At 31.6% G+C, this 25,771-nt stretch carries 18 protein-coding genes; 3 read left to right on the top strand and 15 right to left on the bottom strand.

Features of this window, described 5'->3' with window-relative positions; all coding sequences use genetic code 11:
- Window positions 1–7: 7 nt before the first annotated feature.
- From polA to Q4528_RS03875, 5 genes are all read right to left on the bottom strand, one after another.
- Entirely contained in the window at window positions 8–2,638 is a 2,631-nt protein-coding gene (gene polA / locus Q4528_RS03895) for a DNA polymerase I (RefSeq protein WP_046466793.1), read from the bottom strand.
- Window positions 2,639–2,796: 158 nt separating this feature from the next.
- The gene (gene pnpS / locus Q4528_RS03890; protein ID WP_029055674.1) at window positions 2,797–4,491 is read right to left on the bottom strand and encodes a two-component system histidine kinase PnpS; all 1,695 of its coding nucleotides are present in this window, start codon (window positions 4,489–4,491) and stop codon (window positions 2,797–2,799) included.
- A complete protein-coding gene (locus tag Q4528_RS03885) occupies window positions 4,491–5,201 on the bottom strand; it encodes a response regulator transcription factor (RefSeq protein ID WP_017638213.1) in 711 nt (236 codons plus the stop codon). The genes pnpS and Q4528_RS03885 overlap by 1 nt, the downstream gene beginning before the upstream one ends.
- Before the next feature lie 257 nt (window positions 5,202–5,458).
- A complete protein-coding gene (gene icd, locus Q4528_RS03880; RefSeq protein ID WP_046466795.1) occupies window positions 5,459–6,727 on the bottom strand; it encodes an NADP-dependent isocitrate dehydrogenase in 1,269 nt (422 codons plus the stop codon).
- Between the two features lie 55 nt (window positions 6,728–6,782).
- A complete protein-coding gene (locus Q4528_RS03875; protein ID WP_303520608.1) occupies window positions 6,783–7,901 on the bottom strand; it encodes a citrate synthase in 1,119 nt (372 codons plus the stop codon).
- 348 nt (window positions 7,902–8,249) lie between these two features.
- Between Q4528_RS03875 and Q4528_RS03870 the strand changes: the two genes are divergently transcribed.
- The gene (locus Q4528_RS03870) at window positions 8,250–9,611 is read left to right on the top strand and encodes an amino acid permease (protein WP_017638216.1); all 1,362 of its coding nucleotides are present in this window, start codon (window positions 8,250–8,252) and stop codon (window positions 9,609–9,611) included.
- A 190-nt stretch (window positions 9,612–9,801) separates the two neighbouring features.
- Here Q4528_RS03870 and pyk read toward each other — a convergent pair whose 3' ends face one another.
- The 8 genes from pyk to Q4528_RS03830 all read right to left on the bottom strand — a co-directional run bounded on the left by pyk (window position 9,802) and on the right by Q4528_RS03830 (window position 21,833).
- Window positions 9,802–11,559 (bottom strand): pyruvate kinase, encoded by a 1,758-nt coding sequence (gene pyk, locus Q4528_RS03865; protein WP_108000523.1) that lies wholly within the window; start codon window positions 11,557–11,559, stop codon window positions 9,802–9,804.
- 19 nt (window positions 11,560–11,578) lie between these two features.
- Window positions 11,579–12,547, bottom strand: coding sequence for a 6-phosphofructokinase (pfkA, locus tag Q4528_RS03860; protein ID WP_017638218.1), 969 nt, complete (start codon window positions 12,545–12,547; stop codon window positions 11,579–11,581).
- A gap of 179 nt (window positions 12,548–12,726) precedes the next feature.
- The gene (locus Q4528_RS03855; RefSeq protein WP_017638219.1) at window positions 12,727–13,671 is read right to left on the bottom strand and encodes an acetyl-CoA carboxylase carboxyltransferase subunit alpha; all 945 of its coding nucleotides are present in this window, start codon (window positions 13,669–13,671) and stop codon (window positions 12,727–12,729) included.
- Complete coding sequence (gene accD / locus Q4528_RS03850; protein ID WP_046466798.1) at window positions 13,671–14,528, bottom strand: acetyl-CoA carboxylase, carboxyltransferase subunit beta; 858 nt, start codon at window positions 14,526–14,528, stop codon at window positions 13,671–13,673. Before accD ends, Q4528_RS03855 begins: the two co-directional genes overlap by 1 nt.
- Window positions 14,529–14,781: 253 nt before the next feature.
- Window positions 14,782–16,011, bottom strand: a complete 1,230-nt coding sequence (gene ystJ / locus Q4528_RS03845; protein ID WP_029055670.1) for an NADP-dependent malic enzyme — start codon at window positions 16,009–16,011, stop codon at window positions 14,782–14,784.
- Between the two features lie 327 nt (window positions 16,012–16,338).
- Window positions 16,339–19,533, bottom strand: a complete 3,195-nt coding sequence (locus Q4528_RS03840; RefSeq protein WP_046466800.1) for a DNA polymerase III subunit alpha — start codon at window positions 19,531–19,533, stop codon at window positions 16,339–16,341.
- 33 nt (window positions 19,534–19,566) lie between these two features.
- Window positions 19,567–20,505, bottom strand: coding sequence for a DHH family phosphoesterase (locus Q4528_RS03835; RefSeq protein ID WP_017638223.1), 939 nt, complete (start codon window positions 20,503–20,505; stop codon window positions 19,567–19,569).
- 29 nt (window positions 20,506–20,534) lie between these two features.
- A complete protein-coding gene (locus tag Q4528_RS03830; protein WP_017638224.1) occupies window positions 20,535–21,833 on the bottom strand; it encodes a DRTGG domain-containing protein in 1,299 nt (432 codons plus the stop codon).
- 203 nt (window positions 21,834–22,036) lie between these two features.
- Here Q4528_RS03830 and Q4528_RS03825 point away from each other — a divergent pair, with 203 nt between their 5' ends.
- Complete coding sequence (locus Q4528_RS03825) at window positions 22,037–22,450, top strand: universal stress protein (protein WP_017638225.1); 414 nt, start codon at window positions 22,037–22,039, stop codon at window positions 22,448–22,450.
- Window positions 22,451–22,556: 106 nt separating this feature from the next.
- Here the strand turns inward: Q4528_RS03825 and Q4528_RS03820 are convergent, their stop codons facing one another.
- Complete coding sequence (locus Q4528_RS03820; protein WP_017638226.1) at window positions 22,557–23,246, bottom strand: metal-dependent hydrolase; 690 nt, start codon at window positions 23,244–23,246, stop codon at window positions 22,557–22,559.
- Between the two features lie 146 nt (window positions 23,247–23,392).
- Between Q4528_RS03820 and Q4528_RS03815 the strand changes: the two genes are divergently transcribed.
- On the top strand, window positions 23,393–24,448 hold the full coding sequence (locus tag Q4528_RS03815) for a M24 family metallopeptidase (RefSeq protein WP_046466801.1): 1,056 nt from the start codon (window positions 23,393–23,395) through the stop codon (window positions 24,446–24,448).
- An 85-nt stretch (window positions 24,449–24,533) separates the two neighbouring features.
- Here Q4528_RS03815 and ald read toward each other — a convergent pair whose 3' ends face one another.
- Window positions 24,534–25,652, bottom strand: coding sequence for an alanine dehydrogenase (ald, locus tag Q4528_RS03810; RefSeq protein WP_046466802.1), 1,119 nt, complete (start codon window positions 25,650–25,652; stop codon window positions 24,534–24,536).
- Window positions 25,653–25,771 lie beyond the last annotated feature (119 nt).

The raw sequence follows: 25,771 nt of genomic DNA, 5'->3' as shown, positions 1-25,771 counted from the left end.
CCTTCCTTTATTTTGCGTCATACCAAGTTTCACCATAACTAGAATCTACCTTTAAAGGCACATCTAAATCAAGTGCTGATTCCATAATATCTTCAACAAATTGACTAAATGAATCTACTTCTTCTTTTGGTACTTCAAATATCAATTCATCGTGTACTTGCAATAATAATTTTGCGTGATAATTGGTTGACTGTACTTCTTCATCAAATTTAACCATTGCAAGTTTAATAATATCAGCAGCACTACCTTGGATTGGCGTATTCATAGCAGTTCTTTCCGCAAAACTTCTTAAATTGAAGTTACGGCTTGTAATATCTGGAATATATCTACGGCGATGTAATAGTGTTTCTACATAGCCTTGTGCTTTAGCATCTTTAACAATATCTGACATATATTGTTTCACACCAGGAAAACTATCTAAATAATCGTCGATAAAGATTTTTGCTTTTTTACGAGTTATGCCTAAACTTTGACTCAATCCGTAATCACTAATACCATAAACGATTCCGAAATTAACAGCTTTTGCTTGTCTTCTCATCAGACTGTCTACTTCGTCCGCTTCTACATCAAACACTTTCATAGCAGTCGCTGTATGAATATCATGTCCATTTATAAATGCTTCTTTCATACTTTCATCTTGAGTAATATGAGCTAGCACTCTTAATTCAATTTGTGAATAGTCGGCAGATAAAATAACACTATCAGATGACGTAGGTTTGAATGCTTTTCTAATTTTTCTACCTTCTTCCAGACGGACTGGTATATTTTGTAAATTAGGATCAATACTAGATAATCTTCCAGTTTGAGCTAATGTTTGATTAAAACGTGTATGAATACGTTTATCATCACTGATTACTTTTTGTAACCCTTCAACATAAGTCGATTGTAACTTAGATAACTGGCGATAATCTAAAATATAATCGATTATTGGATGTTGCCCTTGTAATTGTTCTAAAACATCAACTGCAGTTGAATAGCCTGTTTTAGTTTTTTTAATTACTGGTAATTGAAGTGTCTCGAATAATACTACACCTAACTGTTTTGGTGAATTGATATTAAACTCTTCTCCAGCAGCTTCATGTATGTTTTTAATTAGTATATCTAATTTTTCTTGAATTTCTTTTTCCATTTGTTGTAAATCTTTTGCATCAGTATAAATACCTATTTCTTCCATTTGGCTTAAAATACGGGCTAAAGGTAATTCTATATCTGCTAAAAGAGATACTTGGTTGTATTCTTTTAACTGACTTTCCATTTCAGTTTTAGAGGCAAAAATAGCTTCTGTAATCGATGCCACATGCTTATTAAGAATAGCATTGTCAGGAACATGATGCTTTTTACCTTTACCATAAATCGTTATATTATCTTGAACATAATGTTGACCGTAATGTGTAACTACTGAGTTCACATCGTCAATTGTTCTAGATGGATCTATAATATAACTCGCTAGCATTACGTCAAATTCAATATTTTGTATGTCAATGTTTAATCTATGAGCAACAACATAAGTTTTCTTAGCATCGTATACTATTTTCTTTGTATTAGGATTTTCCAACCATTGTACTAAATTTTTATATTGTGAAATTTCATTTGCATCAATAACAACATGTAAATCTCCAGTATGGAAACCAAACTTAAGGATATTATCTCTTAAGTAGTTACTATTTTCTAATTCAAAATGAATGGTTGCTTCTTCTAAATTTGAAAAATCAACATGTTCAAAATTTGGTTCAATATCAAATTCCTTATCTTTCTGTTCCTCAGTAGCCTCTACATCTCCAATATCTGCAAGTAGTTGCTTAAATTCTAGCTTTTTAAAGAGCTCAATTTTATCTGATTCATCTACTTCAGAATCCATTTTAGTATCTGCTAATTTAACTTCAATTGGACTTTCAATATTAATTGTAGCTAAATCTTTACTCATTAAAGCGTCTTTTTTACTATTTTCGAGCTTTTCTTTTAATTTTTTACCTGATACATCATCTAAATGATCGTATACACCTTCTACAGTATTAAATTGATTAAGTAGCTTAATCGCTGTCTTTTCACCAACACCTGCCACGCCTGGTATATTATCAGATGTATCACCCATTAAACCTTTCATATCAATAATTTGGTTAGGTGTTAAACCATTATATTTTTCTGCAATAAACTCTGGAGTATAATGATCAACATCTGTAACACCTTTTTTTGTATAGTAAATAGTTACATGATCAGTAGCAAGTTGAGTTAAATCTCGATCGCCGGTAATAATTATCGTTTCAAAGCCAGCTTCATCAGCTTCGCGGCTCAATGTTCCTATAATATCATCGGCTTCATAATTTTCTAACTCATATCTTTTAATATGGTAAGCGTCCAATAATTGACGGATGTATGGGAATTGCTCACTTAGTTCTGGTGGCGTTTTTTGTCTTCCACCTTTATATTCACTATATTTAGAATGTCTGAAAGTTGTCTTTCCTGCGTCAAACGCCACTAAAAAGTGATTGGGTTGTTCTTCTTTTAGAATTTTCTCTAGTAACATTGCAAAGCCATATACTGCATTTGTATGTATGCCTGCCTTATTTGAAAGTAATGGCAAAGCATAGAATGCTCTAAAACTTAAACTATTACCATCAATTAATACTAATTTATTCACTATCTAAACCTCCAGCACATATTTAAATATATTTTATCATAAACAAGGTACTGTCAATAAATATTAAGTACCGTTATTCAGTTTCTGCTATTTCTACTTATTAAAAAACATCCTAATATGAGCGTTAACCCACATTAGGATGTTTCATTATAATTGATTTAATCTTCATCAATAAAAGATACTTTAAATGTAGACCCTTTATTTAATTGACTATCAACACTAATTCTACCATTATGTGCCTCGACAATGTGTTTAGTTATAGATAAACCTAAACCAGTGCCTCCAGAATCTCTACTTCGAGCTTTATCTACTCTATAAAATCTTTCGAAAATATGTTTTTGTTCTTCCTGAGTAATTCCTATACCAAAATCTTGAATTTGTAAATTTACTTTCTTGCCTTGACGATATACCTTTACAATTACTTCACTATCATTTGTTGAATAGTTAATTGCATTAGATAATAAATTAGTTATAACTTGAGCTATTTTATCTTCATTCGCTTTAAAAATAACATCATTTTCTATTTCTGGTATGATGTCTATATTTTTACTTTGTGCTTGATTTTGTAAATGTTCAATTGTTGTATAAGCAAGTTCAGAAAGATTTAAATAACTGGTTGCGATATCTGTTTGTTGCTCAATATGTGATAAGTCTAGTAAATCCATCACAAGTGACTCAATTCTATTTGATTCTTTTAAAATGATATTTAGGAACATATTTAATGATTCTTCATCATTTTTAGCGCCTTCTATTAGCGTTTCTGCAAACCCTTTAATTGAAGTGATAGGCGTTTTAAGTTCATGTGACACATTAGCAACAAATTCACGACGCAAATTCTCCAATTTTTGGATATTAGTAATATCATGTAATACAACTACCATACCTTGAAGTTTCTTTTTAGATTTTGAGAGTATCGGTACACAAGAAACATCAAAATACTTTGTATGTACGTTATTGATATCTACTTCAATTTGTTCATAAATAACTTTCTCTGTTCTAAAACTTTCTAGTATTAATTTCTCAATTGGATCGTTAATAAAACCAATATAACTTTTATTTTCAACACTTTGTTCAGGAGTAAACACTTCATAATAAGCTGAATTAGCTACAACTATATCTCCATGTTTATCTATCATAAGTACAGAACTAGGAATGTTTTCTAAAGTTGTTTTCAGTCTATTAGATTGTATTTTTTGTCTGTTATTCAATTTTTGTAAACGTCTTGCGAGTTCATTTGTTGTAACAAATAATGCTTTTGTTTCTTTAACGTTACTTTCTGGTACACGTACATGATAATGACCATCAGCTAAAAGAGAAGTTGCATAGGTTACTTCATTAATAGGTCTTATATATGTACGATGAATACTTCTACTTGCTAGATATTCAGTGATTAATACTATAATCCCTACAATTGATAGATACTTCCACATTTCTTTTTGTAAATCTAGTATTTCATCATTAATACCACTTATGTATACTGTTTTATCTCCAATTTGACTTTTAAATGTATACTTTAACCCTAATTTAGTATTTTTATGAATCAAATTGGAAGGATTTGCTTCGTTATCTATCCGTCCATCTAATGAACTATTTTTATCAGTTGTAAAAATAGTTTTGTCATTTTTCTTAATGACTATTAAATTTTCTTGATTGTTTGCAATATTTTTAATTTCATTCTGTTTACCATTATTATACATACTAATATAATTGCGTGATTCTTTTTTAAGTTCTTTAGTCTGACTTTGTGTTAATGTTTGATAAATCATGTTGTGGACAATAGCACCCAAACCTATAAAGCTAATGATTGTGATAGTACTAATCAAAAGTAATATGCGATGATAAAACTTTAACATTATCTTTTAGGACGCTCCAATTTATATCCTAATCCACGTACAGTTTTAATTAATTTGGGTTGTTTAGGGTTTTCTTCTAATTTGTCTCTTAAATGACTAATGTGAACATCAACGATACGTGAATCGCCAGCAAACTCATAATTCCACACAGAATTTAACATATGCTCTCTAGTGATCACTCGTCCTTGTCGTTCAATCAGATAAAGTAATAACTCAAATTCTTTAGGCGTTAATTCTAATAATTCATCATCTTTATAAACTTCAAAAAATTCTGGTCTAATTCGAATAGAGTCGATAATGATATCTTCCTCATCGCCTTCACTCTGTTCTATTTCATTTACAAATTGAGAGCGTCTTAAAATAGCCTTCACTCTTGCCACTACCTCTCTTGGTGAGAAAGGTTTAGTCATATAATCATCAGCACCAAGTTCTAAACCTAACACTCTATCAAATTCATCATCTTTAGCTGTTAGCATAAGAATAGGTACTAAATTTTTATCAGATCTAATCGTTTTACAAACCTCAATACCATCTTTTTTAGGTAACATAACATCTAATACAATTAAATCCGGTTGAGATGATTCAACTTTTTGTAATGCTTCTTCACCGTCATAGGCTACTTCTACTATGTATCCGGCTGTTTCTAAATTATATTTGAGTAAAGTAACGATTGATTGTTCATCGTCAACGACTAATACTTTTTGTGACATGGTGTGCCTCCCCGTTTAAATTACATGTTTATTATAACTGATGTTTAAATAGAAATAATATACCTATACATCAAATTTACATAAACTTAACAATTAAATTAATACAAAGCTTTTATTAAGCTAATATATGAAAAATATTGTCTTTTCATTAATTAAGCTATCATTTTTTTATAAGAAATGATATTAAAAACTAATAATTTACAAAATCTTAATAAAAAGACGAATTGGTTTCCCAATCCGTCTTTTCTTGTATCTTATTATTTTAAGTTTTTAATTAATTCATCAGCAAATTCTGAAGTTGAAACTTCTTTTGCACCATCCATTAAACGTGCAAAGTCATAAGTAACAATTTTAGAAGCAATTGTTGCTTCGATAGATTCTGTAATCTTATCAGCAGCTTCTTGCCAACCTAAATGTTCTAACATTAATACTGAACTTAATAATTCAGATGATGGATTTACTTTATTTAATCCAGCATATTTAGGAGCAGTACCATGTGTTGCTTCGAAAATAGCATGACCAGTTTCATAGTTAATGTTAGCGCCTGGTGCGATACCAATACCACCAACTTGTGCAGCTAATGCATCTGAAATATAGTCACCGTTTAAGTTCATTGTAGCAACTACTTCATGTTCTGAAGGACGAGTTAAAATTTGTTGTAAGAAGATATCAGCGATTGAATCTTTAACAATAATTTTACCTTCTTGTTCCGCTTTTGATTGTGCTTCATTAGCAGCGTCTTTACCTTCTTTTTCAACAATTTCATCATATTGTTGCCAAGTAAATACTTGATCACCAAATTCGTTATGAGCTAAATCATAACCCCATTGTTTGAATGAACCTTCAGTGAATTTCATGATATTACCTTTATGAACTAAAGTTACTGCTTTACGATTATTATCGATAGCGTATTGAATCGCCGCTCTTACTAATCTTTCTGTACCTTCTTTTGAAACTGGTTTAATACCAATACCTGAAGTTTCAGGGAAACGAATATTTGTTGCGCCCATTTCGTCTTGTAAGAAATCAATTACTTTTTTAACTTCTGGAGTACCTTCTTTAAATTCAATACCAGCATAAATATCTTCTGTATTTTCACGGAAAATAACCATATCAACATCTTGTGGACGTTTAACTGGTGATGGTACACCTTGGAACCAACGTACAGGACGTAAGCATGTAAATAAATCTAACTCTTGTCTTAAAGCAACGTTTAATGAACGAATACCTCCGCCGATTGGAGTTGTTAAAGGACCTTTAACAGCAATTAAATATTCTTTAATTGTATCTAAAGTTTCTTTAGGTAACCATTCTCCAGTATTGTCATATGCTTTTTGTCCAGCTAGTACTTCTTTCCACTCAATACGTTTTTCACCGTTATAAGCTTTTTCAACTGCTGCGTCAATCACGCGGCTAGCTGCATTCCAAATATCTGGTCCGATTCCGTCACCAATAATAAATGGAATAATTGGTTCGTTAGGTACTTTTAAACCGTCGTTAGTTTTAGTAATTTTTTCTGCTGTCATACATTTGACCTCCAAGTAATTTTAATAAAATTCATTTTACAATATAAATGATTAATTATCTTTCTTCAATAGGTAGATATTTGCGATCAGTTTCACCAATATAATTAGCTCTTGGACGCATAATTCTATTATCTCTGTATTGTTCTAAGATATGCGCAATCCAGCCTGATGTACGACTTACTGCGAAAATTGGTGTGAATAAGTTATGTGGAATATCCATACTGTGATATACAGTAGCACTAAAGAAGTCAACATTTGGAATTAATCCTTTTTCTTCTTTAATACGTTTTTCAATAGCTAATGACATTTCATATAATTCACTTTTACCAGTTTCTTCAGTGATTTTTCTACTCATTTCGCGTAAATATTTGGCACGTGGATCTCCTTCTTTATATACACGGTGACCAAATCCCATAATTTTTTCTTTATTAGCAAATTTTTCATCTAAATACTTGTCTACATTATCTAAAGAACCTACTTCTTGTAACATTGCCATTACACGTTCATTAGCACCACCATGTAAAGGTCCTTTTAATGAACCTACAGCAGCAACAATACCAGAATACATATCTGATAATGAAGATACTGCACAACGAGCAGTAAATGCAGATGCGTTTAACTCATGATCAGCATGTAAGATTAATGCTTTATTAAATGCTTCTTCTTCGATATCTGTAGGTAGTTCACCTTTAAGCATATATAAGAAGTTCGCTGCATAACTTAAATCAGAATTTGGTTTAAGTGGTTCTTTACCTTCACGTACTCGTGAAAATGCAGTTACTAATGAAGCTACTTTTGCTTGAATACGAATAGCTCTTTCATATTTCTTATCATCAGATTCATCTTCAGCATCTGGATCAAAATGAGCAATGTATGAAACTGAAGTACGTAAAGCTGTCATTGGATGTACTTTATCAGTTACATATTCTTCAAAGTGTTTGTATACTCTTGGATTTAGAGTCATATACTCATATAATTTAGACTTAAGTTCTTGTAGTTCTTCTTTATTTGGAAGTCTATAATTCCATAATAAAAAAATAATTTCTTCGAATTGGGCATTTTCAGCAAGATCATCAATATCATATCCTGCATAAGTTAATTGGCTATCTATAATTGAACTGATTTTAGTTTCAGCTGCAATTACCCCTTCCAAACCTCTTTGTAATTCTGCCATGATAAATTTCCCCTTTACTATTTCTTTATGAAATGGCTTTCAAATAGTATTATAGCTAATTATTAAGATTTTGTGAAACAAATAAATCTCTTAAATCATGAATAATTACTATTGCCCAATGGTTTCACTATGGTCGAATAGCTCTTGAAATGGCTTTATATCAGTATTTCAAAACATAAATTTGTATGAGATTCTAAATAGATAAGAAAGTTTTTATTTGGTTATAGTGTATGATTACAAATTTCTAATTATAAGGCAGTGTATTTCGACACTTTTTTATTAAATGAATTGTATAAAAACCAATATAAGTGCATAATATAATTATATAAAAAGTAAGGGAGAGGTCTTATGGCTGAAAATCTACAAAGAGAATTGAGCAATCGTCATGTGCAATTAATTGCCATCGGTGGCGCTATTGGGACAGGATTATTCCTGGGTGCTGGACAAACGATTGCTATGACGGGTCCCTCAATATTACTCACGTATATCTTTATTGGATTCATGCTTTTCATGTTTATGCGTGGGTTAGGCGAAATTATAATTCAAAATACTAATTTTAAATCTTTTGCAGACGTAACTAACAAATACATTGGACCATTTGCTGGATTTGTTACAGGTTGGACTTATTGGCTATGTTGGATTATAACAGGTATGGCAGAAGTAACTGCTGTAGCTAAATATGTTAGTTTTTGGTTCCCTGCAGTTCCCAATTGGATAAGCGCATTATTTTGCGTTTTAGTTCTAATGTCATTTAACTTGCTTAGTGCTAAATTATTTGGAGAATTAGAATTTTGGTTCTCTATCATTAAAATCGTCACTATTTTAGGTTTAATTGTTGTAGGTGCCGTCATGATTTTATTTGCATACAAAACTCAGTTTGGTCATGCAAGTTTAACTAATTTATATAGTCATGGAATATTCCCTAAAGGTGCATCAGGCTTCTTTATGTCATTCCAAATGGCAGTATTCTCTTTCGTTGGTATAGAAATGATAGGTGTAACTGCTGGTGAAACAAAAGATCCTGAATCAACAATTCCTAAGGCAATAAATAGTGTACCTATTCGTATTCTAGTATTTTACGTAGGTGCCCTAGCTGTTATCATGTCAATTATTCCTTGGGATAAGGTTGATCCTGATAACAGTCCATTCGTTAAGTTATTTACTTTAATTGGTATTCCATTTGCAGCTGGATTAATCAACTTTGTAGTATTAACTGCAGCAGCGTCATCTTGTAATAGTGGTATATTCTCAAATAGTAGAATGTTATTTGGTTTATCAGATAAAAAGCAAGCGCCACCTGCTTTTAGTAAAACTAATAAAAATGGTGTGCCTCATGTAGCAATCATTGGTTCATCAGCATTATTACTAATTGCAGCATTATTAAATTATATCTTCCCAGATGCAACATTAGTATTTACTTATGTTACTACTTTATCGACTGTATTATTCTTAATCGTATGGGCATTAATTATTGTCGCTTATATTAATTACAGTAGAAAGAATCCAAAATTACATAAAGAATCTATATATAAATTACCTGGTGGTAAATATATGGGCTATGTGATTTTAATATTCTTCATCTTAGTATTTGGGTTATTATTTGTTAATGAAACAACTAGACGTGCAATTTACTTAACGCCTTTATGGTTCATATTGTTAGGTTTCATGTATTGGAGATATAAAAAAGAATCTCAAAAACTGAATGATTAATTTATCATTGAGTTGAGTTTTAAACTTAAAAAAGTCAGTAAACGAGTTTTATAAATTCATTTACTGACTTTTTTGTATACCTATTTTATTTACCTATACATATTAAAAAGGATCGTAACTACCAAGTTAAAATACTTAGTTGTTACAATCCTTTTTGCATTTTCAATTATCTAGACGATAATTTTATATATTATAGTACGTTAGCATAACCTTCGAATACTTTACCGTTTGCAGCATCTACAGTAACTAACATATCATTTTTAATTTCTTTAGTAGCATTTTCAACACCTACAACTGTTGGAATACCTTTTTCAAGGCCAACGATTGCACTAGGTGATGTAATACCATTTTCTTCTGTAATTAAACCGATAGCTTGGTCTACATATGGTACTAATGTTTCATCTACAGAGTTTGTAACGATGATTTTGTCGCTTAAATCAACATCTTTTAAATCACTTGCTGAATCAGCAACAATAGCAGTACCTACAACTGATCCACGGCCAACACCTTGCCCTTTAGCAATTTCGTCACCAACTAAATGGATTTTCATCATATTTGTTGTACCTTTTTCACCTGTTGGAACACCTGCAGTAATAATTATTAAGTCACCATTTTGTACTCTTTCTGTTTCAACAGCAGTTGCTACTGCATTATTTAATAATGCATCTGTGTTCTTACGTCCTTCTTTAACTACAGGATAAACACCCCATACAATCGCACATTGACGAGCTGTTTTTTCACTAGGAGTAACAGCAATAATATCTGAATGTGGACGATATTTAGAAATAGTACGTGCAGTTGAACCACTTTCTGTTGCAGCTACAATTGCTTTAACATTTAAGTTTAGAGCTGTATGAGCTACTGAAATACCAATAGCATTTACTAGTGAAGTTTCAACTAATTTAGTTCTATCAGATAATAATTTTTTATAATCTTGTGCTGCTTCTGCAGATACTGCAATGTTTCTCATAGTTTTAACTGCTTCTTCAGGATATAAACCTGCAGCTGTTTCACCAGATAACATTACTGCGTCTGTACCATCATAAATAGCATTTGCAACGTCACTAGCTTCTGCACGTGTTGCACGTGGGTTACGTTGCATTGAATCTAACATTTGTGTTGCAGTAATAACTGGTTTACCTAATTTGTTACATTTTCTAATTAAATCTTTTTGAACCATAGGTACTTTTTCAGGTGGAATTTCAACACCCATGTCACCACGAGCAACCATTAAACCATCAGATACTTCAAGAATTTCTTCAATATTGTCAATACCTTCTTGGTTTTCAATTTTAGGAAAGATTGTAATATTAGCTTTTTCTTGTTCTAAGATTTCACGGATATCTAATACGTCACTTGGACGACGAACAAAGCTTGCTGCGATAAAGTCTACATCTTCTTTAATACCGAATCTAATATCATCAGCATCTTTATCAGTGATACCTGGTAAATTTACTTTAACACCTGGTAAGTTAACACCTTTTTTATTTTTTAGTTCACCAGTGTTTAAAATGTCACATTTTACTTCACCATTATTATGATCAATATCTTTAACTTGTAATTCTACTAAACCATCGTCTAATAAAATGTATGATCCTACTTGTACATCATTAATTAAGTTGTCGTAAGTTACAGAGAACTTTTCAGGTGTACCTTCTACTTCACTCATACTTACGATAACTTCTTTACCTTTTTCTAATTCGATAACGCCATCTTTCATGTTATGAGTACGAATTTCTGGTCCTTTAGTATCTAAAAGAATAGCTACAGTTTTATTTAAACGTTTAGCAACTTTACGAATTGTATCAATTCTACCTTTATGTTCTTCATGACTACCATGTGAAAAGTTTAAACGTGCCACGTTCATACCAGCGTTAATTAATTTTTCAATCATTTCTTCTGATTCAGATGCTGGTCCAATAGTACATACAATTTTAGTTTTTCTCATTTTATAATCCTCCTGAAATTTATATAGATAACTCTTTAGCTAGTTGGTAAATTTGTTTATCAAATTTATGATCAGAATGACCAAAGATTTCATCAAATGGTGTCGCAGTTAATTGGTTATGTTTAATACCAACACCTTTAGCTGTTTCACCACTCATTAATAATTCAACCGCATGTCCACCTAATCGTGATGCTAATACACGATCAGCACCAGATGGGCTACCGCCACGTTGAATGTGACCCAATACTGACACTCTAGTATCAATATTTATATATTTACTTAATTCTTCAGCACATTCTTGTCCGCTCATACAACCTTCAGCAACCATAACGATTGAATGTTTTTTACCTCGTTTAATTCCTTGTTCAATCTTCTCAGCCACTTCTTTAATTTCTGTATTAACTTCTGGTACAACAATTGTTTCTGCACCAACAGATAAGCCAGCCCAAAGTGCTAAGTCACCACAATCACGTCCCATTACTTCAACGATAAATGTTCTAGCATGACTTGAAGCTGTATCTCTAATTTTATCGACTGAATCAATAATTGTATTAAGCGCAGTATCAAATCCAATAGTAAAGTCAGTACCGTTAATATCATTATCAATCGTTCCAGGAATACCGATTGTTTGTATTTCTTTACACTCTTCGCTAATGCGTTGAGCACCACGGTAACTTCCGTCTCCACCGATTACTACTAAACCTTCAATTTCTCTTTTACGTAGATTCTCGATTGCTACTTTACGTACATCTTCTTCTTTGAATTCTGGACATCTTGCTGAGAATAAGAATGTCCCACCACGTTGAATTGTATCTCCAACTGAGCCTAATTCAAGTTTATGAATATCGTCTTCAACTAAACCTTGATAACCATGATATACACCATAAACTTCAATATTATTGTAAATTGCTGTACGTACAACTGCTCTAACAGCAGCATTCATCCCCGGTGAATCTCCACCGCTAGTCAAAACTGCAATTTTCTTCATGACGACATACCTTCCTATATCTAGTTTTATCTTCAACTCTAAATTACCATAAATTTTTTACTTATTCCATCAAAAGAAAGTACTTATATAGATGTAAACGTTTTTAATTATGAATTTTATATTAACAATAATAAAAATAGAGCAATAGTCTTCATTTTAACTATCACTCTATCTAATATTTATTCTACATAAGATCCAATATTTCTAAATTTATTAAAACGATCTTCTGCTAATTCATCTTTATTAAGTTTTTCTAATTCATCTAAATGTGCCACAAAAGCCTCTTTAATAGTTTGAGCTTGTTCTTCAACTTCTTTGTGCGCACCGCCTAAAGGTTCTTTAATTACGTCATCTATAACATCAAGTTGGTGTAAATCATTCGCCGTAATTTTCATTGTTTCTGCAGCTATTTTGGCTAAATTGCTATCTTTCCATAATAATGCAGCAGCTCCTTCAGGAGATATAACAGAGTATGTACTATTTTCAAGCATTAATACTCTATTAGCAATACCGATACCTAGCGCACCACCACTACCACCTTCACCGATGACTATTGCAATGACAGGCACTTTGAGTGAGGCCATCTCAATCAAATTGGTAGCAATTGATTCACTTTGTCCTCTTTCTTCTGCTGCTTTACCAGGATACGCTCCTTTAGTATCAATAAATGTAAAAATAGGTCTGTTAAATTTTTCTGCTTGTTTCATCAAGCGTAATGCTTTTCGATAGCCTTCTGGATGTGCCATACCAAAATTACGATAAATATTATCTTTGGTATCTTTACCTCTTTGCTGTCCAACTACAGTAACAGCTTTACCATTTAAATAACCAATACCACCAATCATTGCTGGGTCATCTCTAAAATTACGATCGCCATGTAATTCTATAAATGAATCAAAAATCTTTGGTATATAATCTAATGACGTAGGTCTTTCTTGCAACCTTGCAATTTGAACTCTATCCCACGGTTTCAAATTTGTATACACTTTTTTAGTTTCGCGTTCTAAAGAAGCTTCTAACATATCGATTTCTTCTTGCAAATCAACATCGTTTTTTTCTTGAGATTCTTTTAATGAATCAATTTTCTTTCTTATTTCAAAAAGTGGCTTTTCAAAATCAAGCATTAGCTTCTCACCTCTTGATGTAGATTTAAAATATTAGCAAGTGTAGTTCTCATATCTTTTCGATGTATCACTTTATCTAGTTGACCATGCTCTAATAAAAATTCTGCTGTTTGGAAATCTTCAGGTAATTTTTCATTAATTGTTTGTTCAATTACTCGACGTCCTGCAAAGCCTATTAGTGCTTTTGGTTCACTTAGATTGATATCACCAACTGATGCAAAACTAGCAGATACACCACCTGTAGTAGGATTAGTGATATAAGAAATATAAAGTAAACCTGCATCTGAATGTTTCTTTAGTGAAACACTTGTTTTACCCATTTGCATTAAAGAAATAATACCCTCTTGCATACGGGCACCGCCACTGGCAGAGAATAAAATAAATGGTAAACGTTGTTCTGTGCAATAATCAATAATTCGACAAATCTTCTCACCAACAACTGACCCCATACTTCCCATTCTAAAACGAGCATCCATAACTGCCACACCATACTTAACACCATCTAATTCGGCAGTACCTGTTACTACAGCTTCATTTAAGTCAGTTTTTTTCTGATCTTTTTCAATTTTTTCAATGTATCCAGGGAAATCTAATGGATTTGCAGAAGTCATCCCTTTATCAAATTCATTAAATGTACCTTCATCAGAAATCGCTTCAATGCGTTTATATGCAGATAAAGAAATATGATGGTCACAATTAAAGCATACATTTAGGTTTTCATCTAATTCTTTGGTATACATAATTTTTTTACATTTTGGACATTTAGTCATGATTCCTGCTGGTACGTCATTTTGTTTTGAGTCTTGAACCGTTAAATATTTCTTTTTCTTTGTTCGATTAAAAAAATCTTTAAACATAGGGAAACCTCCAAAAACCTTTGACCCTTATTAGGCTTAATTTTTTCATGTAGATTATATTGTTATGTATAAAATGAATAAATTATAACAAAAGTGAGATAGAAAAATATAAAACTACTTTTGAATATGATTAGGTATATTATCATCTTTAACCTAGTTAAAACGATACCGTTTTACATTTTTCTTAAAACATATACAACTATTTTTTTAGTATGACATGTTTATTAATCTCCCACTCTCATTACAACTATAATTATTTTAAGTCTGTTAATTTCATTGTTTTATCATACACATCTTGTGGGTCAACTTCAATTCTAGCAACACCTGATTCCATAGCCGCTTTAGCAACTTCTCTAGCTACAGATGGCGCTACACGTTTATCAAATGGACCAGGAATACAATAATTTGGCTCTAATTCATCACTTTGAATTAAGTCTGCAATAGCTTCTACGGCAGCTTTTTTCATTTCTTCATTAATATGTGTAGCTTCAGTATCTAAAGCACCTCTAAAAATACCAGGGAATGCTAATACGTTATTGATTTGGTTAGGATAATCTGAACGACCTGTTCCAACTACTTTAGCTCCAGCTTCTTTAGCATCATTAGGATTGATTTCTGGGTTAGGGTTAGCCATTGCAAAGATTATTGGATCTTTAGCCATACTTTCTACCATTTCTTTAGATAATAAATCTGCAATAGAAACACCAATGAAGACATCTGCATCTTGAATAACTTCACTCAATTCGCCTTCTATTTTGTCTTTATTAGTCCACTTAGCTACATATTCTTTAGTATCATTCATACCATAACTTCTGCCTTCAAATATGGCACCTCTAGAATCACACATAACCATATTTCTCACACCGTATGAATATAACAGTTTTACAATTGCAATACCTGCTGCACCAGCTCCGTTGAGGACAACTTTAATGTCGGCTAAATCTTTATCTACAATTCTTAAGGCATTAATTAAGCCTGCTGTAGTTACAATAGCTGTACCGTGTTGATCGTCGTGAAAAACAGGAATATTAGTTTCTTTTTTTAATCTTTCCTCAATTTCAAAACAACGCGGCGCTGAAATATCCTCTAAATTGATTCCTCCATAGTTAGGTTGAAGTAATTTTACAGTATTAATAATCTCATCAGTATCTGTTGTATTAAGCGCAATTGGAACACCATTAACACCAGCAAAACTTTTGAATAATACTGCTTTACCTTCCATAACTGGAATACTTGCTTCCGGACCGATATTCCCTAATCCTAAAACAGCAGTACCATCTGTTACTACAGCAACTGTATTACCTTTTATAGTATAGTCATAAACTTTTCTTTTATCTTCATGTATTTCTTTACAAGGTTCAGCTACACCTGGTGAATAAGCTAAACTTAATTCATCTTTGTTTGTAACTTTGACATTAGGTGTTACTTCTAATTTACCTTGATTTTTTTTATGCATTTCTAATGCTTCATCTCTTAAAGACATGCTATTCAACCCCTATTTATTTTTTTAGAATTAACTGAGTAAACAATTACCAATCATTTTTAACTGTAAACAGATTGCATTAACAATGTACTTTTAAAATGTATTTAAAAATGTCAAAAATTTAGCAACTAGCTAAACTTTGAATCAACATTTCTTCGTTACTTTTATAATTATTTTTTCTGCTGATCATTCATATTTTATCATTATTTTATGTATAAGATAATGACAATTACAAACAAATAGTACAAAAAACAATTACAAAAATAAACTGATGATTAAAATATAAATCATCAGTTTACTATATCATAAATTAATAGTAGTTAAAAGTTATATAAATCGGATATCACTAGGTTTGAATAACTGTATTAGTTCCCTCATATTTTCAGAATTTTTATTAATAAATCCTATACGTGACATTCGCTTAGATTCATCATCATATGCTTGTATTTCAATAGATTGTTTTGTCTTTTCTTGGTCAATATATTGTTCAAATCCTTTTGCTTGGTCAATATGTCTTACGATAATTTGATTTGAATGTGTGAGTTTATGTGTCTCAAACGCTTCTTCACTATATATGTCATTAATAATAAGCTGATTCTTACCATTTCTTTTATCAAATTTCCCTTGTATGACATAAATGTGTTCTTCTGACAACTCAAGTTCATATTTTTTAAATTGATCTGGGAAGATAACTCCATCCATCAAATGTAGACCATCATTTAATGTCACAAAAGCCATATTTTGCCCATTTTTTGTTCTGATACGCTTAATTTGATCAAATTGCACTAATATAGGATGGTAATTTTGAGCGTTATTCAATCTGTAAATAGTTAAATATTGCTTTTTATTAAATTCTTTTTCTACTGGATGTTTCGAAATATAAAAACCTAAATATTCCTTCTCATATTCGCTGATTAGTTTATCTGGTAATTCATCTTTTTCTTCATAATCTTGTTTAGGCGTGAAGAAATCAAATAACATATCATCTTGTTCAATATCAGTAACTTGATCAATAACTTGGTCAATGGACTGTAATAACGTAGCACGGTTTTTACCAAATGTGTCAAACGCACCTACTAAAATCAATGACTCTAATAATTTCCTAGTTTTGACTCGTTTAGGTAATCTTCTGGCAAAATCAAAGAAATCTTTAAATTCACCGTTTTGATATCGTTCGTCAACAATAAGTTTAACGCTTTGATATCCAACACCTTTAATAGCACCTAACGATAAATAAATTCCGTCAGATGTTGCTTTATAGAACCAATGACTTTCATTGATATTAGGAGGCAATATCTTAATATTTTGATGCTTCGCTTCATCAATCATTGCTGACGTTTTTTTCTCACTACCAATAACATTACTCAATATATTAGCGTAAAAGTAATTTGGATAATGAACTTTTAGATAACTCATAATATATGCAATTTTAGAGTAACTAACGGCATGTGCTCTTGGGAAACCATAGTCAGCAAATTTCAATATTAAATCGAATATTTGTTTACTCATATATTCGTCATACCCATTTTGTAACGCACCGTCAACAAAGTGTTGTCTTTCACTTTCTAGCACTGCTCTATTTTTCTTACTCATAGCACGTCTTAAAATATCTGCTTCGCCATAACTGAAGTTTGCGAACTTACTTGCTATTTGCATTATTTGTTCTTGATAAATGATTACGCCATAAGTATTTTTTAAAATGGGTGCTAAATCTTCATGTAGATACTGAACTTTAGAAGGATCATGTCTGCGTGTAATGTATGTAGGGATCTCTTCCATCGGCCCAGGTCTATATAATGATGTGACGGCAACAATGTCTTCGAAATGTTCGGGCTTCAATTTTTTCAATACACTTCTAACACCATCAGATTCTAATTGGAAAATACCTGTCGTATCACCTTGGGATAATAATTCAAACACTTTATTATCATTAAATGGAATTTGTTCAATATCTATATCAATGTTCAAATCTTTTTTCACTTGGTTCACAATTTGATGTATAATTGATAGATTTCTAAGTCCTAAAAAGTCGATTTTCAATAGACCAATACGTTCTGCCTCAGTCATTGTCCATTGTGTAAGCAATCCAGTATCCCCTAATGTCAATGGCGCATATTCATAAAGTGCGTGATCATTAATAATAATACCTGCTGCATGAGTTGAGGTATGACGTGGGAGTCCTTCTAATTTTTTACACAAATCAAACCAACGTTCATGTCGATAATTTCTATGAACGAATTGTTTAAAATCGTCATTTTGATATGCTTCATCTAAAGTTATCCCTAATTTATGTGGAATGAGTTTAGAAATTTCATTTAATGTTATTTCATCAAATCCCATAATACGGCCTACATCTCTAGCCACAGCTCTAGCTAATAAATGTCCAAATGTCACTATTCCAGAAACATGAAGTTGACCATATTTTTCTTGGACGTATTGAATAACTTTTTCACGTCTTGTATCTTCAAAGTCAATATCAATATCAGGCATTGTTACACGTTCAGGATTTAAAAATCTTTCAAAAAGTAAATTGAATTTTATTGGGTCAATTGTAGTAATTCCTAATAAATAACTTACTAGTGAACCAGCAGATGAACCACGACCAGGTCCAACCATTACATTATGTGTTTTAGCATAATGAATTAAGTCACTTACAATAAGGAAGTAATCTTCAAATCCCATATTCGTAATAATGGCATATTCGTGTTTTAATCTGTCTATATAATGAGGATGATTAAGATTCCAATTTTTTAGTTGTTCTTCTAACTTCATCCATAGATATTTTTTTGAAGTTTCACCATTAGGTGTTTCAAATTGCGGTAGTAGTGATTGGTGATAATTGAGTTCTGCAGTACATAATTGAGCTATTTCATCAGTTTTTCTAAAAATGGATGTATCTAAACCAAGATTATGTATTTCTTCCGAAGTGTAAAAATGCTCGTCAAAATCTTCCTGTTCCCCTACTAAATCAAGCTTACTATTATCTTTAATTGCTTGTAATGCAGTTATTGTATCTGCATCTTCTTTATTTAAATAACGTGCAGTATTTAACCATACACACTCTCTATTGTTTATTTGGACTGAATTTTGATTTATGTAAACATGTTGCTTAAAATCAAAAGACTCAATTAATTGTTGATGTTGTTCTTCTGCATTTTTAAAAATAATAATTAAATTTGCTTCGTATCGTTTTAACCAATCAATTGAAATATCTACTTTCTCTTTCATTTTTATCGCTGAAGATAATTGATATAAATCTTTTAAACCATCATTATTTTGAGCTAATAATACTGTTTCTATTTGATATAAACCATCAGTTAATAATACAGTCATCCCAAATACAGGATGAATACCCGCTTCGATACAAGCATCATAAAACTTAGGATAGCCATACAAAACATTTGTATCTGTAATTGCAAGTGTATCTACACCTTCTCTTTTGGCCTTTTCAACTGCGTCTGTAATTTTCAAACTGGAGTTTAATAAATCATAGGCCGTATGAATATTTAAATATGCAACCATGTTTGTATGACTCCTTTCTTTAAGTGATTGTACTTATAATTTTTGACGTAAAGCTTTGGCTAGCAAATCAAATTCTTCCCAACTATAAACAGAAACGCCAGAAGCATTAGGATGGCCTCCACCGCCAAAATCACTGGCAACATCATTTATGACAAATTGTCCTTTAGAACGTAGACGACAACGAATTTGATCTCCTTCATCTACACCGAACATCCAGATTTTAAGACCACGGATATCAGCAATGGTATTGACGAACTGTGACGCTTCATTAGATTTAATATTAAACTGTTCTAAAACATCTTTAGTTATACGCACTTGACAATAGCCATCTTCAAATAACTCAAAGTTTTGTAAAACATAACCTTGGAATGGCATTAATCTAGGGTCTTTTTCAGACATTTTATTAAGCTCAGCATTATGATCAAATGGGAATCCAATTAGTCTTCCAGCAATTTCCATTGTGTGTTGTGTCGTATTATTAAATAAGAATCTTCCTGTATCCCCTACAATACCTAAATAAAGCACACGTGCAACGTCCGCATTGATGATGCTTTCGTCATTAAAGTGCAGGATCATATCATAAATAATCTCACTTGTAGAAGACGCATTAGTATTTACTAAATTAATTTCTCCATATTGATCAACAGCAGGGTGATGATCAATTTTTAACACTCTCGCACCTAATGCATATCGTTGATCATCAATACGAGGCGCATTGGCTGTATCACAAACAATTACAAGTGCATCTTGATAAGTTTCATCTTCAACTTGATCAAATGTTCCAATAAAATTAAGTGACTCTTCTGCTTCACCTACTGCATAAATTTCTTTATCAGGAAATTTAAGTTTTAAATAATATTTCAAACCTAATTGAGAACCGTATGCGTCTGGATCTGGTCTCACATGTCTGTGTATGATAACTTTGTCTGTTGATTCTATTTCTTTCATAATATCATTCATTAGTATTTCCATTTATATTGACCCCTCTTTTATATCATTGATTAATATCCTTCAAACATTTGACAAATGACTGATGCATTAGCAACTTTTTCATTTTGACAAAACATTGTAACTTCTAATTTAGCAAAATATCTTCCCACATCTAGCATTTCGTACTCAACATCGATACCAGTTTCAATTGGCACAGTTTTTAAATAAATAATATTCAAACTTTCAATCATGACATTGCCTTTTTTATACTTTCTCATTTCATGACGTAAAGTTTCTTCTATAATACCGACAAATACGGCTTTACTTAGTGTGCCATAATGATTAGTTAATAGCGGCGACACATCCGTCTGAATACTGTCATGGTTAATTGTAATATGTTTCGCAATTTGATCGTTAATCGTCTCACCAATTTGAGGTTGTCGTCCTAATAATTGCATAGATTTTAAAACATCTTGCCTATTTATAACACCAACTGCTTTTTTATTATTATCTGTAACTGGTAAGAGTTCAATACCTTCCCAAATTAATAAGTGTGCACAACTAGCCACAGTATTTGATAACTTAACACTAATTGGATTTTTAGTCATAACGTCTTCAATTAAATCATTTTCATTCATATTTATCATTTCTCTACTAGTGACAATACCAACTAGTTTATAATCATTATTCACAACTGGAAAACGTGTATGTCCTGTTTCATTTGCAATTTGTTTATAGTCTTGTAAAGTCATAGAGTTCATTAAAACTGAAAGCTCATTAATAGGCTTAACAATATCTTCAACTACTAAGATTTCTTTACGAATTTTTTGATTAAACATCGCACGGTTAATAATATTTGCAACTAAAAATGTATCGTAGCTAGAAGAAAGAATAGGTAAATCATGTTCGTCAGCATATTTTATCACTTCTTTACTTGGATAAAATCCACCAGTAATTAATATTGCTGTTCCTCTTTTCATCACTTCAAGCTGAACTTGTTCACGGTTTCCAATAATGAGTAATGTTTGTGGACCAATATATCTTAATATGTCCTTTAACTCCATAGCACCAATTGCAAAATTTGAGACTGTTTTATTAACACCGTTTTTACCTGCAATAATTTGACCTTCAATAATATTAGCAATTTCATTAAATGTTAAATTATCAATTTCATCACGATTTCGCTTTTCAATTCTAACTGTACCAACTCTATCTATTGTTGTTACTAAACCAAGTTGGCCCGCATCTTTAATAGCTCTATAAGCTGTACCCTCTGAAACAGTTAAATCTTTCGCTATTTTTCTTACTGAAATTTTCGAACCGATCGCTAGCGATTCAATGTGTTTTAAAATTTGTTCATGTTTAGTCATAACGTTACCTCTTCTTAGAACAATGTTATGCTTATTATAACTTTTTAACGAGAAAAAATCATTGAAGCGCACTTTCGAATTTATAAAACTTCTATTATAAATTAACATCTTTTGTGAAAAGATAATTTTATTAAAATTACTTTTAATTTAAATGGAAATATTCCCCTATTTTTATTAGAATGGAGATAAGGAGGGATAGACTTATGTATAAAAATATATTATTAGGTGTAGATACTCATATTAAAAATGAAAAAGCTTTAGAAGCTGTTTCTAAACTTGCAGGTGATGATACTGTTGTAACTATTTTAAATGCCATCAATGAACAAGATGCTCAAGCGTCAATTAAAGCTGGTGTGCATTTGGATAAAATCACTGAAGAACGTAGCAAACGTTTAGAAAAAACACGTCACATTTTAGAAGATTATGGTATTGATTATGATCAAATCATTGTACGTGGTAATGCAAAAGAAGAACTAGTAAAACATGCTAACAGTGGTAAGTATGACATTGTTGTCGTTAGTAACCGCAAAGCAGAAGAAAAGAAAAAATTTGTACTTGGTAGCGTAAGTCACAAAGTTGCTAAACGTGCAACTGTCCCAGTACTTATCGTTAAATAACATGTATTGATTAGCTAATATTTATTTCAATATAAATGCGTAATTAATAACGTCATACTATAAAACATCCTTGGCACTCATACCAAGGATGTTTTTATATCTATAATTAAAATTGAACTTCTTGACCAGGTTCTAATATTTGAACTTCACCAACATTTACAGCGTCTTTAAATTGTTGAGGATCTTGTTCAATTAATGGGAAAGTATTGTAGTGTACAGGAACTGAGATACTTGGTTTAATAAATTCATTAACTGCATATGCTGCATCATCTATACCCATAGTAAAGTTGTCACCGATTGGAACGAAACATACATCAACTGGATGACGTTTAGCTATTAATTCCATATCGCTGAATAATCCTGTGTCACCAGTATGATAAATTGTTTTACCTTCTGCTTCAATAACAATACCCATTGGCATACCAAGATATACTGGAATACCATTTTCATGTGTATAACTAGAACTATGGAATGCTTGAACATATTTAACGCTACCGAAATCTAATTCAGCTTTACCGCCAATGTTCATTCCACGTACATTTTCGACACCATAATAAGTAGATAAATATCCAGCTATTTCTGCACTACCTATCACTGTAGCGTGATTTCTATTAGCTAATTCTACAACATCGCCAAAATGATCTTCGTGACCATGCGTTAAAATAATATAATCAACTGCTAATCTTTGTTCATCTAAATCACATTTATCATTACCTGATATAAATGGATCTACGATTACTTTCTTACCGTTGCCTTCAAAATAAATTGTTGATTGACCATGAAATGATAGTTTCATTATTATAGCCCTCCTAAATAATTATGTATTTATTATACCCTAGCTCACCATTTTTATAACACGTTTGGTATTTAATAATATGAAACTTTGAAATATATGATTATTTGGAATAAAATTAACTTAATCTGGTATAGGAGGTTAATTTCATGTCAAAAATTAATGACATCGTAAATTATTTACAAAAAGAGAATGTAGATGCTGCATGGATTACTACACCTTTAAATATATATTACTTTACTGGTTACCGTAGTGAACCACATGAAAGATTATTTGCACTGTTAATTCAATCAAATGGTGAAACTGTTTTATTTTGCCCTAAAATGGAAGTTGAAGAAGTTAAACAGTCACCTTATGAAGGAAAAATTATAGGCTATTTAGATACAGAAAATCCGTTTGATTTATACCAACAATCATTTAAACAAATACTTATAGAAAGTGAACATTTAACAGTAAAACGTCAACGTGAATTGACGAATGCATTTCAAATAGAGCATTATGGCGATATAGATCAAGTTATTAAAGATTTAAGAAATATTAAATCTATTGATGAAATTAAGAAAATAAAACATGCTGCTAATCTTGCGGACAAATGTATTGAAATAGGTGTCGCTTATTTAAAAGAAGGCATTAGCGAAAGAGAAGTCGTTAACCATATTGAAAACGAAATTAAGAAATATGGTGTAAATGAGATGAGTTTCGATACTATGGTTTTATTTGGTGATCATGCCGCATCACCTCATGGTGTACCTGGTAATCGTAAACTGCAAAAGAATGAACTTGTTCTTTTCGATTTAGGCGTTATTTATGAGCATTATTGTAGTGATATGACTAGAACGGTACAATTTGGAACACCTTCTAAAGAAGCTTTAGATATATACAACATTGTATTAGATGCAGAGGAATCTGCGATAGCTGCAATTCGTCCAGGCGTTAAATTAAAAGATATAGATAAAATCGCTAGAGATATTATTGATAATGCAGGTTATGGACAGTACTTCCCTCATCGTCTTGGACATGGTTTAGGACTTGAAGAACATGAATATCAAGATGTTTCTAGTACTAATGATAATATTTTAGAAGCGGGTATGGTGATTACTATTGAACCTGGTATTTATGTTCCGGGTGTAGCCGGTGTGCGTATCGAAGATGATATTTTAGTTACTGAAAATGGTTGTGAAATTTTAACGCATTACACAAAATAATTATTGTTCACAATAACAATAATAATCCCTCAAATGATTCTCCATTTGAGGGATTATTTATATATCATTTTTATTTAATTATAAATTATGATTTTAATGCATCTTCTACAGAAGTATAAGGCATATCAAACGCTTCTGCTACACCTTGATGTGTAACATGACCTTTATATGTGTTTAAACCTAATGATAATGCATGATTTGATTTAAATGCTTCTTTATAGCCTTTATTAGCTAATGTTTGAGCAAACGGTAATGTTGCATTATTAAGTGCTAAAGTTGATGTTCGAGGTACTGCCCCTGGCATATTGGCAACAGCATAGTGAACAACACCATGTTTAATATAAGTCGGATCATCGTGAGTTGAGATTTTATCAGTTGTTTCAAAAATTCCGCCTTGGTCGATTGCAATATCAACGATCACTGAACCATTTTTCATTTCTTTAATCATATCTTCAGTTACAAGATTAGGTGCTTTAGCTCCTGGAATTAATACTGCACCAATCACTAAATCACTTTCCTTAACATATGTTTCAATATTTAAAGGATTAGACATAATAGTATGAATTCTACCATTAAATTGATCGTCTAATTCTTGTAATCTTTTAGGATTCACATCTAAAACAGTGACATCTGCACCTAAACCTAATGCTATTTTAGCAGCATTTGTGCCAGCTTGACCGCCACCGATAATTGTTACTTTTCCTTTAGGAACACCTGGTACGCCACCAAGTAAAATTCCCATACCACCATTAAATTTTTGTAAAAATTCAGCGCCAATTTGAGTTGCCATTCTTCCAGCAACTTCACTCATTGGACTTAATAAAGGTAATGAGCGATCAGGTAATTGTACTGTTTCATACGCAATACCAATCACTTTGTTATCTACAAGCGCTTTTGTTAATTTTTCTTCATTAGCCAAGTGTAGATAAGTGAATAAAATGAGTCCTTCTTTGAAATATTGATATTCTTCTTCTAATGGTTCTTTTACTTTAACAACCATATCAACATCCCAAACTTGAGAAGCCTCTGAAACGATGTCAGCCCCTGCTTCTTTGTAATCTATGTCTTCAAAGTAAGAGCCCATTCCAGCATTTGTTTCAACTAATACAGTGTGTCCTTGTTCAACCAATGCATGTACACCACTTGGTGATAGACTCACTCTGTTTTCATTATTTTTTATCTCTTTAGGAATACCTATTTTCATTCCTCACACCTCCACTATCATATTAACCCTAAACACTACTAAAACTCAAATGAAAGCGCCTACAAAAATACACAAAATTGTTAATTTTTCGAGTTAAAAATTCTGAAAAGTATGTTAAA

It is taken from the genome of Staphylococcus pasteuri, assembly GCF_030547725.1.
In the GTDB taxonomy this organism is placed as follows: Bacteria; Bacillota; Bacilli; order Staphylococcales; family Staphylococcaceae; genus Staphylococcus; species Staphylococcus pasteuri.
This window is presented reverse-complemented; position numbering and strand designations above follow the sequence as displayed.